This is a genomic window from Corynebacterium sp. LaCa_23 (genome assembly GCF_058182375.1).
The window spans coordinates 628914-645050 of the sequence record NZ_CP190825.1 but is presented as its reverse complement, the minus strand read 5'-3'; the positions used below and the strand labels follow the sequence as shown (position 1 = coordinate 645050).

Genomic DNA, 16137 nt, shown 5'->3' with positions numbered 1-16137 from the left:
TGCATCCTTAATCCACTGGAGCCGTGGAGTGACCGCGGCGAGCTAGGGAGCGCTGCAGGGCCTCGGTGGACGAAACGGCCGGGGCCGGTGCCACGGGGGCATCGTCTTGGCCGTGGAAGCGGACCGAAAATACGCGCAGGCATTCCTGGCAATTCCAGGCAAAGTCGTCTTCTTCATCCGGGAACAGATCGGTGCCGGCGCAGTAAGGGCAAAAGGTGGGGTGATTGCGATTGGGATTAGGTTTACGGCGGAAATTCACTGCAGATCTTCCTCCTCGGCGCGCAGTACCCAGTGGCGAAACTGCTCGCCTTCTTCGCGTTGTTCCTTATATTTATTGACCAGCCGTATGACGTAGTCCGGTACCTCATCGGCTACGACCTTGTGTCCGCGGAGCTTGCGGCCCCAGTCGGGAGAAAGGCCGAGGGCACCGCCTAGGTGGACTTGGAATCCTTCGACGCGGTTGCCATCGGCATCGGTGACAATCTGACCTTTAAGTCCGATATCGGATACCTGGGAGCGCGCGCACGCATTGGGGCAGCCATTGAGTGCGATGGAAATGGGCACATCCAAATCCCCCAGGGTGTCTTCGAGGATGTCCACCAATTCGATGGCACGGGCCTTCGTGGTCACGTGCGCCAACTTGCAAAATTCCAGCCCAGTGCAGGAAATGACGCCGCGGCGAAACTCCGTGGGCTGGGAATACAGACCCGTTTCATCCAGCGCGCGCGAAAGCGCCGGAATATCGTCTTCTTCCACATCGAGGAAGAGCAATTCCTTCATCGGGGTGGTACGGATGCGCGAAATGCCGAATTTTTCCGCGACATCGGCAATGGCAATGAGCTGCTCGCCCGTTGCATGGCCCACGGTGGGTTTCACACCGACGTAGAACTTGCCGTCCTTTTGCCGGTGCACGCCCAGGTGATCGCGGCTGCCGGGGTTGACCTCGAGCGGGATGCCATCGGCAAGCGGCTTCTCCAGGTACTCTTCCTCGAGGACCTGGCGGAACTTGTCGATGCCCCATTTAGCCACCAAAAACTTCAGCCGCGCGCGGTTGCGGTTGCGGCGGAAGCCATAGTCGCGGAAGATGCTGACGACGCCCGCCCATACTTCCGGCACGCGCTCGAGTGGCACCCACGCGCCCAAGGATTGCGAGAGCATCGGGTTGGTGGATAGTCCCCCGCCCACGAAGCAATCGAAACCGGGTCCGTATTCGGGGTGGTTGACGCCGACGAAGGCAACGTCTTGGATTTCATGCGTAACGTCTTGGCGCGCATTGCCGGAGATGGCGGTTTTGAACTTGCGGGGAAGGTTGTGGAACTCCTCGCGCGGTAAATAATTATTCTTAATCTCCTCGATGGCTGGGGTGGCATCGATGATTTCATCCTCGGCCACTCCCGCGACCGGCGAACCCAAGATGACGCGCGGCACATCGCCGCAGCCCATCAAGGTGCCCAGGCCCACAGATTCGAGCTTGTCCCAGATGGTGGGCACGTCTTCGATCTGAATCCAGTGCAACTGAATATTCTGGCGGTCCGTAAAGTCCGCGGTGGAGCGGGCATAATCGCGCGAGATTTCTCCCACCGCGCGCAGCTTGGCTGGATCGGCGCGGCCGCCATCGAAGCGCACGCGTATCATGAAGTATTCATCTTGCAATTCCGCGTTAGATAATTTGGCGGTCATCTCCCCGCCCAGGTTCTGGTTGCGCTGGGTATATAGCCCCAACCATTTAAAGCGCGGTGCTAAATCCTCCGGCGGGATGGAGGAAAATCCCTGCTTGGAGTAGATGTCTATCACGCGCTGCTTGGCTGAAAGGCCACCATCGTCCTGTTTGATGGCCTCATCGTTGTTCAACGGTTCCTTACCGTCAATTTTCCACTGGCCCTCGGGCTTATTGGCACGTGGCTTGCTTTTGGTCGTTGTTGCGGTAGCCATAATGTGGTGTAGACCTCCCTTTCAAAGCGTTGAAGGAAAACCTACCCGTCTATAGATTGCAGACAAAGCGGTCTGTTTTATTTTCACTTTTCCCAAAGCTATGACCTGCACTTTGAGAAGGTTTAATAAAGAATCTAATTCTTCCGCTTGTCTGTATACAGACCATACGGTTCACTCTCTTAAGAGAAATCCCGCGCTCACTCACGACAAATAGACTATGTGGTCTATTTACGCATATTTATCGAGGGTCCGTTCCCTTCACCCCACCGCGGGAGAATACGCAGACAAGAAAGGCAAAATTACCGTGTCAGAAAAACCCTTAAACGTAGCCGTCATCGGTGCCGGCCCCGCTGGCATTTACGCCTCCGATATCTTGGTGAAAAAGACCGGTGGCAATGTACACATCGATCTCATTGAGCAGATGCCCGCTCCCTTCGGCCTCATTCGCTACGGCGTGGCCCCTGACCACCCGCGCATTAAAGGAATCATTAAATCCCTGCACCGCGTATTGGACACGGAGCAGATTCGCTTGCTTACCAACGTGCACATCGGCCGCGATATCACCGTGGACGAGCTGCAGCAGCACTACGATGCCGTCGTCTTCGCCACCGGTGCAGTAGGCGATCGCCACCGCGATATCCCTGGCGCGCAGCTGCAGGGCGTGTACGGCGCCGGTGAGTTCGTAGGCTTCTATGACGGCAATCCGCGCTTTGAGCGCGAATGGGACCTCTCCGCCAGCGAGGTCGCTGTCATCGGCGTGGGCAATGTGGGCCTGGACGTCTCGCGTATCTTGGCCAAGACTGGCGATGAACTTAAGGTGACCGAGATCGCCGATAATGTCTACGATTCGCTGGCACAAAATAAGGCAGAGACCGTACGCGTCTTCGGGCGCCGCGGGCCCGCCCAAGCCAAGTTCACCCCGCAAGAGCTCAAAGAGCTCGACCACTCGGATAACATCAATGTGGTCGTCTCCCCCGAAGATATTGATTACGATGAAGCCTCGCTAGAGGCGCGCGCTTCCAGCAAGTCCACGGATTTGGTCTGCCAGGTCCTTGAGCAATATGCCATTCGCGATCCCAAACAAGCTCCGCATACGCTGCAGATCCACCTCTTTGAGCAGCCGGTGGAGATCCTCGGTGAGAACGGCCGGGTGAGCGGGATTAAAACGGAGCGCACCGAGCTGACCGGCGATGGCAGCGTGCGCGGGACGGGTAAATTCACCACGTGGCCGGTGCAAGCGGTCTACTTTGCCACGGGCTACCGCTCGGACGCAGTGGATGGCGTGCCATTTAATAGCGAGAAAAACGTCATCAACAATGACGGCGGCCACGTCATCGACGAAGAGGGTGCCATCGTGTCTGGTCTCTATACCACCGGCTGGGTAAAACGCGGGCCCGTCGGCCTGATTGGCAATACCAAGTCCGATGCCAGCGAAACCATTGGCATGCTGCTTGATGATGCCGCCGCGGGCGCCCTACCGTCCCCCACCGCCGGCGATATCACCGAGGCCTTCGCAGAAAAGGGCATCGACTACCTCACCTGGCAGGATTGGCAGCGCCTCGATGCCGCCGAGCGCGCTTTGGGCGAGCGCGAAGGCCGCGAGCGAAAGAAGTACGTGGAGTGGGAAGACATGGTCGCCCACTCCCGCGCGCAGTAATTCAGTAACTCCAGTAATTAGCGCCTGATGATGGCGAGGACCTCGTCCACAATCTGCTGGACCTCCTCGGAGGTCTTCGCCTCAACGTTGAGCCGTAGCAGCGGCTCGGTATTGGAAGCGCGCACATTGAACCACGCGTCCGTGCCCTTGAGCTCGACCGTGACACCGTCGAGCTCATCGACGGATTCAATCTTATCCGCCAGCTCATCGAGTACCGCCTGGGTGGCGGCCTTTTGATCCGCCACGGTGGAGTTGATCTCCCCGGATGCCTCGTAGCGGGAGTATTCCGCCATGAGCTCGCTGAGCGGCTTATCCGTCTGCCCCAGCGCGGCCAATACGTGCATGGCGGCCAGCATGCCGGAATCGGCATTCCAGAATTCCTGGAAGTAGTAGTGTGCGGAGTGCTCGCCCCCAAAGGCCGCCTTGTGCTCGGCCATTTGGGCCTTAATAAAGGAGTGACCCACGCGCGTGCGCACGGCGGTACCGCCCTTTTCCGCGATGAGCTCCGGCACCGTCTTGGAGGTAATCAGGTTGTGGATGATGGTCGCGCCCGGGAACTTATCCAAGTAGCGGCTGGCCACCAGCGCGCAGATGGCAGACGGCGATACCGGCTGGCCCTTTTCATCCACCACGAAGCAACGGTCGGCGTCGCCGTCGAAGGCAAGGCCGATATCGGCGTTTTGCTCTACGGTGAATTTCTGCAGATCCTCCAAGTTCTTGGGATCCAGCGGGTTCGCCTCGTGGTTGGGGAAGGTGCCATCGAGCTCAAAGTAGAGATCGCGGACATCAAAGGGAAGGCCATCGAAAACGGCGGGGACGGTGTGCCCGCCCATGCCATTGGCGGCATCGACAGCCACGACCAGCGGCTTGGAATCTTCCAGCGGCACGAGGTGGCGCAGAAAGTCGGCGTAGCCGGTCAGGATTTCTTGCTCGGCGATGGCACCATTAGGGCCGTCGTAGCTTGGGGTGCCATCGATAAGCATCTGCTTGATTTCTTCCAACCCAGTCTGTTGCCCCACGGGGACGGCACCGGCGCGGCAGAGCTTGATGCCGTTGTACTTCGCCGGGTTGTGGGAGGCGGTAAACATCGCGCCCGCGCACTCCATAGAACCCGCGGCATAGTAGAGCTCATCGGTAGAGGTAAGCCCCAGAAGCGTCACGTGGAGGCCCTGACTCACCACGCCTTCAGCAAAGGCTTGCGCCAACGCGGGTGAAGACGGACGCATATCGTGGCCGACTGCCACGGTATTTTCACCTTCTTCGCGCAGGATTGCGGCGAAGGCGGCGCCAGTATCGCGCACGAAGTCTTCATCGATATCTTCGCCCACCACGCCACGGACGTCATAGGCCTTAATCACTGCATCAAGATGCTCACGAGTTCGCATACCTCGCAATATTACTCCCCGGCTGCGGGCAACTAGCGCAGTGCTCCTTCCGTGTCTGCGGCTAGCTAGCGCGAGCTTTCTCAGGCGCTGTGCTCAGCGCCCTTGGTTTAATCAGATTCGGTGTCCGTGTCCTGCTTCTCGGCAGGATTATCTTCGCTCTGCGTATCAGGAACGACGGACAGGTGGGCGCGGCGGGCCTTTTTGGCATAGGCCACGCGGCGGGTGCGAAATACTGGGTGATTGGAATTGGCGGGATCAGCGCCATCGAAGGTGGCGGCGTAATCGATGGGATCTGCCCCGGAGCCGGCGCTGCGGTCATCGACAAGCCCAGTGGTCACCCTGCCATCTTCCTTGACCGCCTGGGCCAGGGCCATAAGGTCGTCATCCTCGTCGAGCTCGATGCGGTCTACGCGCACCAGCTCCCAGCCCACCGGCGCGGAGATGCGGTCGCGGTGGGTGCTGCAGAGATCCCAGCTGTGCGGGTTATCCTCTTCTGCCAGCGGGCCAACCACGGCGGTTTGATCCGCGTATGCATAGGTCAACGTCGCCACGGCGGGTCGGCCGCAGCCTGGGCGGGAGCAATGGCGAGATTCAGTCACGCGCATTAGTCTAAACCCTTGGTTGAGATTTAGATAGTACTTCCCCGGCGTGGCTGCACTTATTGCGCAACCTTAGAGCTTTAGAATCAACGCCATGACCGCCGCTCGCCCCCGCCCGCATATTCGCCCCGCCCGTGACCGCCACGGGCGCGGCCTGCACGGGCCCCTGCTGCCACAGCAAACCCCGCGCTACCGCAGCGCCCGCGAGCTTTTCGATGCCGCCGTCCTCGAGGCCTACGCCCCCATTCAGCATGCCTTCGCCCCGCAATTGCGCGGGCTCGACCTTGCCGTAGATACCATCCCGCGCATGCGCCTTTCGGCGGATATGACGGTGCTGCCGGATGAAATCATTGCCGATGGCCCCGTGCCGCTCGGCCGCATCGTACCCGCCGGTGTCGATTCCGCTGGCAGCCCTACCCGCGCCCGCCTCGTTATCTTCCGCATGCCCATTGAGCAGCGTGCCGTCACCTCCGCCGAGCGCGCGGAGCTCCTCGGCACGGTCATTACCGCCCTGGTGGCCAATTACTTAAACCTCGCCCCAGAGGAGGTAGACCCGCGCTATAGCTGGTAGGGCTACTTTTCGCACCACAGAGAAAACTCTAGCCCTTGGCCACACCACTCAGGGGCGCAGCCAAGGGCTAGAGCACACACAACTTAATTAACCAATCTCGCGCTTGAGGCGGCGGCGTTCGCGGTCCGAAAGCCCGCCCCAAATTCCGAAGCGTTCATCGTGCTCCAGCGCGTATTCCAGGCACTCATCGCGCACCGCGCAGGCTTGGCAGATGCGCTTTGCCTCACGGGTGGAACCTCCCTTTTCGGGGAAGAATGCCTCTGGATCCGTCTGCGCGCACAACGCTTGATCCTGCCACTCCTGCTCGACGGCACCGAAGAGTTCATCGAGCGATACCTCTGCAGCAGCACCGCCACGGAGAATGGCGTTGTTATTAGCCATTTTGTCCACGCCTTTTCCTTTCTCCGAGGTTGGGTAATCCTAATCAGTGCAACCGACTGTACACGAGGCTGAAGTACGACTGAATCGCCGTCAATCCGCGAGCCAATCCGTAAAAACGGGTGTGTCGGTCGCCGTTTCTTGCACTGATGTAATTTCACACCGGATCACTAAATATCGTCAACCTGAATTAGCGCCTTTTCCGCGCTTTATCGCAAAAACGCTGCACACGATCCCCATCCGTCACATTAGTAACACCCGGTGCCATCCGGGGGTGTACGTAGGGGGTACTAGATATAGTGGTGCCCGGTTTTTCTGTCAACAATTTTCAGGAAGTGTCGGCGTGTCTCCCAAAATCTCAGCCGGGCAAGGATCACAAAGCCCTCCGCACCGCGCAGCGTTACCGAGCTGCAGGAGGTGCGGAGGGTAGGTGGCGGGTGTTTTAGGCGTCGGAGCTAAAGCGGATGCCGGCATCGGGGATGGTCACACCGGGAAAGACTCGCATGCCGTCCACGAGCTCACAGCGGGCGCCAACGTGGGCGCCTTCGCCGATGACGCAGTTTTCGATGACCGCATTGGCGCCAATATGCGCGCCGGAGGCGATGATGGAGTTGTGGATGATGGCCCCTGGTTCGATGCGCACGCCATCAAAGACCACGGTTCCTTCAAGGCGGGAGCCCGCGCCCACCTCAGATCCGCGGCCCACCGCGGTGCCAGATAGCAGCAGCACGCCGCCGGCAATGCCCGCAGAGGATTCCACAAGGGATTCACCGGTGCGGCCTTCTAAGAGCGGCGATGGCGCGATGCCGCGCACCAAGTCGGAGGAGCCGCGGGTGAAGTCATCGGGGCGGCCCATATCGCGCCAGTAGGAGTTATCGACGTGGCCGACGACCAGGCGGGCATCGGCAAGCAAGCCCGGGAAGGTCTCGCGCTCGACCGAAACTACGCGGCCTGCCGGGATGGACTCGATGACGGAGCGGTCAAAGACGTAGCAACCGGCGTTGATCTGGTTGGTTGGTGGATCCTCAGTCTTTTCCAAAAAGGCCGTGACCCGGCCCTCAGAATCCGTGGGCACGCAGCCAAAGGCGCGCGGATCCGCCACGTTGAGCAGGTGCATGGTGACATCGGCACCCTTGTTGTGGTGCGTGGTCAAGATGCCCTCTAGATCCATGCCGGAAAGAACATCGCCGTTGAATACCATGACGGTGTCATTGCGCAGCTTGTCATAGACGTTGCGGATGCCGCCGCCGGTGCCCAGCGCGGTTTCTTCCACCACGTATTCAATGTCCAGGCCAAGCTCGGAGCCATCGCCAAAGTATTCCTCGAAAACCTCTGCCTTGTACGAGGTGGACATCACCACGTGCTCAATGCCCGCGGCCTTGATGCGGGCGAGCAGGTGCTGCAGGAACGGGTAGTTTGCCGTCGGCAGCATGGGCTTGGGCGTACCAATGGTCAGTGGGCGCAGGCGGGTACCACGCCCGCCCACCAAAATCACTGCATCGGTGGTGGCACCGTGGGTGGTGGCTGCTTCAGTCATAGTCATCCTTTGTATGCAGACAATCTTATTCTGAGGTTTTTCGAAGGTCAGTGTATGCGGCCGCGGCCAGAAACCAGGTCAACGGCACGCGCTTCAGGCTTCCGAATCTTTGGCGGTACTGGCGCGAGCGGCCGTTACCGCGCCCCGCACCCGCAAGCCCAGCCACAGCGCGGCGCGCAACGGGGCCTGCCACCACGCCGGGTGGCGGTCCGCCTGGAAGCGGTACGCGGAGCTGTGGTGCGCGCGCAGCATCGCCCCGGCGTGCGCCTGGGTGGAATGCCCCTTGGCGTGGCTAATGACGGCTTCCGGGCAGAAAATGTTTTGATACCCGGCGCGCGCGAAGCGATCGCCCAAGTCCACGTCTTCTAAGTACATGAAGTAGCGCTCATCAAAACCGCCGATGGCATCGAAGGCCTCCCAGCGCACCAAGAGGCAGGATCCGGATAACCACCCGGCGGGGCGTTGGACGGACATATCGGCATCATTGCGGTACGTGCGCGTCCACGGATTAGAGGGCCACAGGTTAGAAAACAGCGCGTGACCAATGCCGGTGGATATATTCGGCACCGACCGGGCGGACGGATAATTGCTGCCGTCTGGTTCCACGATGCGCGGGCCTACCGCCGCGGCATCCGGCCAGCGGCGCGCGCACGCGATCATCTGGTCAATCGCGCCTTCGCTGAAGGTGACATCCGGGTTAGAGATAAGGAAGAACTCATCATCTACGCGCCGGTTCTCGCGCACCCACCGCGCACCGGCGTTCATACCGGCACCGTAGCCAATATTGCCGCCGGTATCGAGGAAGTCCACCCCTTCCCTTTCCGCCGCGGCGGCTTCGGGGATGCCATCGGTCGAGCCATTATCCGCCAGCACCACCTGTGCGCCTTGGGCGCTGGCGTCCGGCAGGGAGCCTATAAAGCGCGCCAAGTACTCACCGGGGTTATAGGTCACGGTGATAATGGCGAGCGGAGCTGTAGTTTCAGTAGTCACAATGGGCCCCAAGCTTAGTCACGCCAGAGGCTGTGTCCGGAGACAGACACTGTTCAATTGCGCGAAACTGGTCACGGATCCCTAATTTTGGCGAGATCTCCCCTAAACTGTCTCCAGATCCCCGGAAAGTAGAAAGCCTTCACTTGTGACTTCTGAGAACACTCGCCGGGCGCGCAATATCCAACCCGCGCCCTCTGCCGCTAGCGCGGTTAAGCAAAAGGGTTCCACGGCCACCAAAACCATCGTGGCTGTTATTTCTGCCCTCATCCTAGCTGTCTCCGGCGTGGGCTACGCCACGGTGGGGCGCCTGGATACGGGCATGTCCTCCGCCTCAGACTTATCTTTGGGCGAGGATGGTCTATCCGATCCTTCCTTGGACGGCGCCGCCGATATCTTGCTCGTGGGCAAGGATTCGCGTACCGATGCCCAGGGCAACCCGCTCTCTGAAAAGGAGCTGGCGGATCTCCACGCCGGCGTTGCCGAGGGCGAGGAAAACACCGACACCATCATGCTCGTGCGCATTCCGGAAGACGGCTCGCGCGCTACCGCGGTATCCATTCCGCGCGATACCTATGTCAACGATCCGGACTACGGCAATATGAAGATCAATGCCGTCTACGCCTCGCACAAAAACGACAAGGTCCAAGAGCTCCAGCAGGAAAACGCCCAGGCGGAGGCGCAGGGCGAAAAGGCACCGTATACGGATAAGGACATCGAAAAGCGCGGCGTAGAAGCCGGCCGCGAAGGCCTGCTGAAGATGGTGCACTCCCTGACCGGCGTATCCATTGACCACTACGCCGAGGTGGGCCTGCTGGGCTTTACGCTGCTTACTGATGCCGTCGGTGGCGTCGAGGTCTGCCTCAACGAGGATGTTGAGGACGAGATGTCCGGCGCCAACTTCCACAAGGGCACCCAAACCCTCGACGGTGCGCAGGCGCTGACCTTCGTGCGCCAGCGCTATAACCTGCCGCGCGGTGACCTCGACCGCATCGTGCGCCAGCAGGCGTATATGGCCTCGCTGGTCAATAAGGTGCTCGATAATGACACTCTGACCAGCCCATCCAAGCTCTCCAAGATTGCCAAGGCCGTGGAGCGCTCCGTGGTCATCGATGACGGCTGGGACATCATGGGCTTTGTCACCCAGCTAGCAGGCCTGGCCGGCGGCAATGTCACCTTCACCACCATTCCGGTGACCTCCATCGATGGCCGCGGCGATTACGGTGAATCCATCGTCACCATCGATACCAATGAGGTCCACCGCTTCATGGAGGATCTGGCCATGTCGCACGAGGAAGCCGAAGAAGACGCGGCCCACAAGGAGGAAAACGCCGAAAACGCAGCGGAGCACGATGCCGATATCAACTCCGATAACGAGGTCCACGTCCTCAATGCCGGCAATATCGATGGCTTGGCCGCAGGCATCGGCACCTGGCTGGAAAACACCGGCTATACCGTCGAGCGCTCCGCCAATGCCCAGCCCGGCATCTACTCAGAGTCCCAAGTTGTTGCCGCAGACCCCGAGAGCGAAGATGCCAAGAAGCTGGCGGAAAAGCTCGGTGGCCTGCCAGTGGTAGAAAACCCGCAGCTCGATGCCAATACCTTGCTCGTCGTGGCCACCGATGATTACCAGGGCCCCTCCGATGAGGAAGCCAGCGCCGAGGAATCCGCAGCCGAAGAAGATACCGACCTGGTAGGAACCCCAGGCAATGACTTCGGTGCCAACAAGGTCGCCCCTGAAATCGATGCTGGCGGCGACGGTCCGCGCTGCGTGAACTAAGCAGGCTGGCCTACGATGGGCGGGTATGGAACTACTCGCCCATCTTTTAAACGCCGATGCCGCCACCCCGCGGCTGACTGTTTATAACGAATCCACCGGCGCGCGCATGGATTTTTCCGCCCAGACACTCGATAACTGGGTGGCCAAGATCGCCAATATGTTGGAAGAAGAGCTCGACTTAGAGCCGGATTCCACCATCGCCATCGACGTGCCCACCTCGTGGCAGGCCGCCGTCATTGCCTTAGGTGCCCTCGCCGCCGGGCCCAGCTTTGATTTCGGTGAATCGGCCGCGCTTGCCGATGTCGTCTTTACCTCCCCCTCCCGCTACCTCGCCGCCCAAGAGCGCCAGCCGCAGGCCGATATCGTGCTCATCAGCGACGACCCCTTTGGCCGCGGTATCGTTGAATCCGGCGGGGATCTGCCCACCGGTACCATCGACTTCGGCCCCACCGTCCGTTTTTATGGCGATCAATACTTTGGTGAAACCCAACCCCTGCCGGAATTGGTGGCCCCGCCCGGCGGCGCAGAGCGGCTGCTATCTACCGGGTGGAGCGATAAATCTTCCTTCACCCGCGCCGTCCTCGAGCCCTTAGCGGCCGGCGGCTCCGCCGTCATCGTCGCAGGACTTTGCCCCGCGTCCCGCCTGGATGAAATTGCAGCGAATGAGAAAGTAACCGCCCGGCTCTAGGCCAAGTGCCCTATACTTGCCTTCCATCATGTTCTTGGGAATCTCTTCAGACGCGTGGGTCTACATCTTTATTGGTGTGCTCATTTTGGTCGGCACTATCACTCAGGGCTCGATCGGCTTTGGGCTCGGCACCATCGCTACCCCCATCATCGCGCTCCTGCGCCCAGATTTAGTCCCCACGCTCATCTTGCTCCTCGCGCTGTGCATTTCCATCTACACGCTGGCGCGAACCTACCGCGAAACCTCATGGCGCTTGGTCGGCATATCCGTCATCGCCCGCATTCCGGGCTCGTTCGCCGGCGCGTGGGCAATCGCATCCCTCTCACACGATGGCCTTTCCATCTTCATCGGCTGCGCCGTGCTCTTGGCGATGTCCCTCTCCAGCCTCGGCTGGAGCCCCGAGCCCACCAGGCGCAATACCGTTCTTGCCGGGCTTACCTCCGGATTCCTGGGAACCTCTACCTCCATCGGCGGCCCACCGATGGCGCTGATTATGAAGCGCTTCGACCCACAGCGCACGCGCGGCAGTCTCGCCGGCACCTTTGTGATCGGTACCGTCATGTCCCTTATCATTCTGGGCTTTAACGGCCAGGTGACCCAGCCGCAGGTCTATGCCGCCGCGGCCTATAGCCCCTTAGTGGTCATCGGCCTATTTATTGCCAACTACCTCAACCACTTCATCGATACCAAGCGCCTTAACCGCATTGTCACGGTGGTAGCTATTACCGCTGCCCTTGCCCTTATTGGCCAAGTGGTGTTTTTCTAGTTTCCTGATAAGACCGGTATTACCGTGAGCCCACATCCCCACCATTGTTTCCCGCTGGAAAAAGCTTGTACGCTAGAAGCACATCATCAGCGCAGAGGAAGGACCAGAGAGTCTGTGCCCCTAATAGTTTTCCCTGCGCCCTATTCTCTTTCTTTTAGGTGATGAAATGAACGAATTTATCGCTGCGCGCTGGCAGGATATCCTTTTCCGCAGTTACCAACACGCAAGCCTTGTCATCCAATCAGTCGCCGTGGCCCTGGTCATCGCGTTGGTTATTGCCATCTTTGTGGCCCAGCGCCCGCACGGTGCGGCTATCGCTAATGCCTTAACCTCCATTGGCCTGACCTTGCCATCGCTGGCGCTGCTTGGTCTTGCCATCCCGCTGTTTGGCATCGGCACCATACCGTCGGTTGCCCTCGTAGTCTTTTATGCCGTCCTTCCCATCCTGCGCAATGCCATCGTCGGCTTGCACAATGTCAGCGACGATGTCATCGAATCCGCCCGCGGGCAGGGCATGAGCTCGACGGCCATCCTCTTCCGCATCCGGCTGCCGCTGGCCTGGCCGGTGATTATGACCGGCATTCGCGTTTCCACCCAGATGTCTATGGGTGTTGCCGCCATCGCCGCCTATGCGCTCGGCCCAGGACTGGGTGGATATATCTACTCAGGACTCAGCCAAATCGGCGGCACCAACGCACTTAATTTCACGCTGGTGGGCACCATCGGCGTCGTCATTATTGCGCTCATCGTGGATGCGATTCTCGCCGGAATCCAAAAATTGACCACCCCGAAAGGTATCTAAGAATGTCTGATTCAACGCACGCTTCATCCACGCACGCCGCGGACGCGAGCAATAGCGGTGCCAGCATCGTCTTCGATCACGTCACCAAGGCCTATTCGGGCCAAGACTCCCCCGCCGTGGAGGACCTTTCCTTCGAAATTCCGGCAGGCGAGCTGGTCGCATTCGTCGGCCCTTCCGGTTGCGGTAAAACCACCTCGCTGAAGATGATTAACCGCTTGGTGGAGCCAACCAGCGGCACCATTTATATCGATGGCGAGGACGCCACCAAGAAAAACCCCACGCAGCTGCGCCGCGATATTGGCTATGTCATCCAAGGCGGCGGGCTCATCCCGCACATGTCCGTCGCGGATAATATTGCGCTTGTGCCCAAGCTGAAGAAGTGGAAGGCCGATAAGATTTCTCAGCGCACCGACGAGCTTTTGGATATGGTCGGGCTCGATCCTGCCACCTACCGCGATCGCTTCCCCAGCGAGCTTTCCGGTGGCCAGCAACAGCGCGTCGGCGTCGCCCGTGGCCTAGCGGCGGATCCGCCGGTGGTCTTGATGGACGAGCCTTTCGGCGCGGTCGACCCCATCACCCGCACCCGCCTGCAGGATGAATTGGTCAATATCCAATCCGAGCTGAAAAAGACCATCATCTGCGTCACGCACGATATCGATGAGGCCATCAAGCTGGGCCACCGCATCCTCATCTTTGAGCCGGGCGGAAAGATCAGCCAGTACGATACGCCCGAAAACATCCTCGCCGCGCCCGCGAATGACTTCGTGGCCGACTTCATTGGTTCCGGCTCTGCCCTAAAGCAGCTCAACCTGCGCCGCGCGGACGAGCTGGAGCTTGCGGATCAGGCCACCGCGCGCATCGGCGAATCCACTACCGAGGCGCTAGCGCGCTTGCGCGAGGCCGGCGAAGAAATGGTGGTCATCGTCGATGACAAGGGCCATCCCCGCGACTGGATCTTCGCCCGCCAGCTCGAGCGCTACGAGACCATCCCGGAGCCGCAGTTCGAGCTCAACTCCGTTGTGGATGCGCGCTCTACGCTAAGCGATGCCATGTCTGCCATGCTTGCTTCCTCCCACAGCGGCGCGCTTGTTACCCGCCGCGGTGAATTCGTGGGCGTTTTGTACTACGAAACGGTCACGGATTATATCCAGCAGATGAACGCCGCGGCTCAAGAGGCTTTAGATGAAAAGGAGGTGGATTCCGGTGGAGAAATTTAAGCGCCTGACCGGTGAAGACCGCCTCCTTATCATCGGCATCCCCATCCTGGTGGTGCTCACGGTGGGCGGCTGGCTCATCTGGCACGCCACGGCCGAGCTGGATGATATTGAAGAGCGCACCCTGCAGATTAGTTCTGTGCTCACCATGACCCGCGAGCACTTGGTCCTCGTGGTTATCTCCGCACTGCTGGTCATCGCCACGGCCGTGCCGCTGGGCATCGTGCTAACGCGCAAGTCCACCAAGTTCATGGCGCCGATCATCACCAGCATCGCGAATATTGGCCAGGCCGCGCCCGTCGTCGGCGTCATCGTCTTATTGGCCATCTGGCTGGGCTTTGGCGAGCCAGTGGCAATCCTCGGCCTCTGGTTCTATGCCTTCTTGCCCGTGCTCGCCAACGTGATTGCGGGCTTGCGGGGCGTGGATAAGCAGCTTGTCGAGGCCGCCTATGGCCTCAGCATGTCACCAATCCAGGTGCTCACCAAGGTTGAGCTGCCCATGGCCCTGCCGGTCATCATGACCGGCATCCGCACCTCCTTGGTGCTTTTGGTCGGCGCTGGTGCGTTTGCCACCTTTATCGATGCCGGCGGCCTCGGCGGGCTGATTACCACCGGTATTACCCTCTACCGCAACCCTATTCTCATCTCTGGCGCGGTCCTCATCGCCGCCTTAGCCTTAGCGGTCGAATGGGTGGGCCGCGTTCTTGAGGTTGTCTTCGCCCCGAAGGGAATGATCAAATGAAACGCCTCCTCGCAACACTTGCCGCCGCAAGCACCTTCTTCCTCGCTGGATGTGGCCTCGGCACCGCCGGTGGCCTCATCCCGAGCGGACAGTTAAAGGGCGACCTAGCCGATATCGACTTGGACGGCGCCAATATTTCCATCGGTTCCAAAAACTTCACCGAGCAGGTCATCCTGGGCAAGATTGGTGCCATCCTCTTGGAATCCGCAGGTGCCAACGTAAAGGACCTAACCAATATCCCCGGCTCTACCTCGGCGCGCCAAGCGCTGGAGGTCGGCGATATGGACTCCATGTTTGAATACACCGGCACCGCCTGGATTACCTACCTGGGCAACGCCGATCCGGTCCCCGGCTCGCAGGAGCAATACGAGGCAGTGAAGGAGGCCGATAAGGACCATGGACTTACCTGGCTGCCCCCAGCGCCGATGAATAATACGTACGCGCTGGCCATTAGCGAGCAGTCCCACGCACAGTACGGCCTCGAATCGCTGGCCGATATCAAGGGAGTTCCCGCCAACGAGCAGACCTTTTGCACCGATAGCGAGTTCTTAGCCCGCAATGACGGCCTGCTTACCATGTTGGATAGCTATGGCATTGAACAACCACCGCGCGACCGCATCAGGATTATGGATTCCGGCGCCGTCTATGCCGCCTTGAATAAGGGCGAGTGCACCCTCGGTTCCATCTTTGCCACCGATGGCCGCATTAAGTCCTTAAACCTCACCGTGCTGGAGGACCCTGAGCTCTTCTTCCCCAAGTACAACCTCGCCCCGGTTGTGCGCACCGAGGTCTCGGAAGAATACCCAGAGATCAAGGATCTCTTCGCTCCCCTCGCGAAACTCCTGACGGATGAGAAGATGCAGGAGCTCAATGCCCGCGTGGACGTCGACGGTGAGGACTACACCGCCGTGGCACAGGATTTCCTCATCGATGAAGGGCTGCTAGAAGGATAATCTTTGAGGGCCGCTTACCAGCGCAAATCGATTTACAGGAAACTTTCAGTATTTTTCAGCGACCTATCAGATAGATTCCATTGCTGTTCCAGCCGCGTGCCCCATACTTAAATCATGCGTTTGAGAGAGCGCATACGAGAGAGATA

The 16137-nt window shown here is 59.8% G+C and carries 16 protein-coding genes; 9 read left to right on the top strand and 7 right to left on the bottom strand.

Annotated features, from left to right (window positions below):
* Positions 1–7: 7 nt before the first annotated feature.
* Together ACP8IT_RS03240 and ACP8IT_RS03235 are read right to left on the bottom strand one after the other, a co-directional pair.
* A complete protein-coding gene (locus ACP8IT_RS03240; RefSeq protein WP_005277497.1) occupies positions 8–259 on the bottom strand; it encodes a hypothetical protein in 252 nt (83 codons plus the stop codon).
* A complete protein-coding gene (locus tag ACP8IT_RS03235) occupies positions 256–1932 on the bottom strand; it encodes a nitrite/sulfite reductase (protein WP_490290390.1) in 1677 nt (558 codons plus the stop codon). The genes ACP8IT_RS03240 and ACP8IT_RS03235 overlap by 4 nt, the downstream gene beginning before the upstream one ends.
* Positions 1933–2236: 304 nt before the next feature.
* On the opposite strand from ACP8IT_RS03235, the gene ACP8IT_RS03230 reads away from it, so the two are divergent.
* On the top strand, positions 2237–3589 hold the full coding sequence (locus tag ACP8IT_RS03230; RefSeq protein ID WP_490290389.1) for an FAD-dependent oxidoreductase: 1353 nt from the start codon (positions 2237–2239) through the stop codon (positions 3587–3589).
* Between the two features lie 17 nt (positions 3590–3606).
* Here the strand turns inward: ACP8IT_RS03230 and ACP8IT_RS03225 are convergent, their stop codons facing one another.
* On the bottom strand, positions 3607–4974 hold the full coding sequence (locus tag ACP8IT_RS03225) for a phosphomannomutase/phosphoglucomutase (protein ID WP_490290388.1): 1368 nt from the start codon (positions 4972–4974) through the stop codon (positions 3607–3609).
* 107 nt (positions 4975–5081) lie between these two features.
* Positions 5082–5579 carry a DUF3499 domain-containing protein gene (locus tag ACP8IT_RS03220; RefSeq protein ID WP_284832201.1) on the bottom strand — a complete coding sequence of 166 codons (498 nt, stop codon included), beginning with the start codon at positions 5577–5579 and terminating at the stop codon, positions 5082–5084.
* Positions 5580–5667: 88 nt separating this feature from the next.
* Here ACP8IT_RS03220 and ACP8IT_RS03215 point away from each other — a divergent pair, with 88 nt between their 5' ends.
* Positions 5668–6144, top strand: a complete 477-nt coding sequence (locus ACP8IT_RS03215; protein ID WP_284831155.1) for a metallopeptidase family protein — start codon at positions 5668–5670, stop codon at positions 6142–6144.
* An 87-nt stretch (positions 6145–6231) separates the two neighbouring features.
* Here ACP8IT_RS03215 and ACP8IT_RS03210 read toward each other — a convergent pair whose 3' ends face one another.
* The 3 genes from ACP8IT_RS03210 to ACP8IT_RS03200 form a co-directional block, all read right to left on the bottom strand.
* Complete coding sequence (locus tag ACP8IT_RS03210; protein ID WP_005277485.1) at positions 6232–6525, bottom strand: WhiB family transcriptional regulator; 294 nt, start codon at positions 6523–6525, stop codon at positions 6232–6234.
* A 439-nt stretch (positions 6526–6964) separates the two neighbouring features.
* On the bottom strand, positions 6965–8059 hold the full coding sequence (manB, locus tag ACP8IT_RS03205; protein WP_023025580.1) for a mannose-1-phosphate guanylyltransferase: 1095 nt from the start codon (positions 8057–8059) through the stop codon (positions 6965–6967).
* A 93-nt stretch (positions 8060–8152) separates the two neighbouring features.
* Positions 8153–9061: a glycosyltransferase family 2 protein gene (locus ACP8IT_RS03200; RefSeq protein WP_490290387.1), complete on the bottom strand. Its 909-nt coding sequence runs from the start codon at positions 9059–9061 to the stop codon at positions 8153–8155.
* 133 nt (positions 9062–9194) lie between these two features.
* On the opposite strand from ACP8IT_RS03200, the gene ACP8IT_RS03195 reads away from it, so the two are divergent.
* The 7 genes from ACP8IT_RS03195 (at position 9195) to ACP8IT_RS03165 (ending at position 15991) form a co-directional block, all read left to right on the top strand.
* Entirely contained in the window at positions 9195–10826 is a 1632-nt protein-coding gene (locus tag ACP8IT_RS03195; RefSeq protein ID WP_005277482.1) for an LCP family protein, read from the top strand.
* Positions 10827–10851: 25 nt separating this feature from the next.
* On the top strand, positions 10852–11514 hold the full coding sequence (locus tag ACP8IT_RS03190) for a TIGR03089 family protein (protein ID WP_490290386.1): 663 nt from the start codon (positions 10852–10854) through the stop codon (positions 11512–11514).
* Between the two features lie 28 nt (positions 11515–11542).
* Positions 11543–12280 carry a sulfite exporter TauE/SafE family protein gene (locus tag ACP8IT_RS03185; RefSeq protein ID WP_490290385.1) on the top strand — a complete coding sequence of 246 codons (738 nt, stop codon included), beginning with the start codon at positions 11543–11545 and terminating at the stop codon, positions 12278–12280.
* Between the two features lie 166 nt (positions 12281–12446).
* Positions 12447–13082 carry an ABC transporter permease gene (locus ACP8IT_RS03180; RefSeq protein ID WP_023028424.1) on the top strand — a complete coding sequence of 212 codons (636 nt, stop codon included), beginning with the start codon at positions 12447–12449 and terminating at the stop codon, positions 13080–13082.
* A gap of 2 nt (positions 13083–13084) precedes the next feature.
* A complete protein-coding gene (locus tag ACP8IT_RS03175) occupies positions 13085–14299 on the top strand; it encodes an ATP-binding cassette domain-containing protein (protein ID WP_490290384.1) in 1215 nt (404 codons plus the stop codon).
* Positions 14286–15038, top strand: a complete 753-nt coding sequence (locus ACP8IT_RS03170) for an ABC transporter permease (RefSeq protein ID WP_023016900.1) — start codon at positions 14286–14288, stop codon at positions 15036–15038. Before ACP8IT_RS03175 ends, ACP8IT_RS03170 begins: the two co-directional genes overlap by 14 nt.
* Positions 15035–15991 carry a glycine betaine ABC transporter substrate-binding protein gene (locus tag ACP8IT_RS03165; protein WP_490290383.1) on the top strand — a complete coding sequence of 319 codons (957 nt, stop codon included), beginning with the start codon at positions 15035–15037 and terminating at the stop codon, positions 15989–15991. The genes ACP8IT_RS03170 and ACP8IT_RS03165 overlap by 4 nt, the downstream gene beginning before the upstream one ends.
* Positions 15992–16137 lie beyond the last annotated feature (146 nt).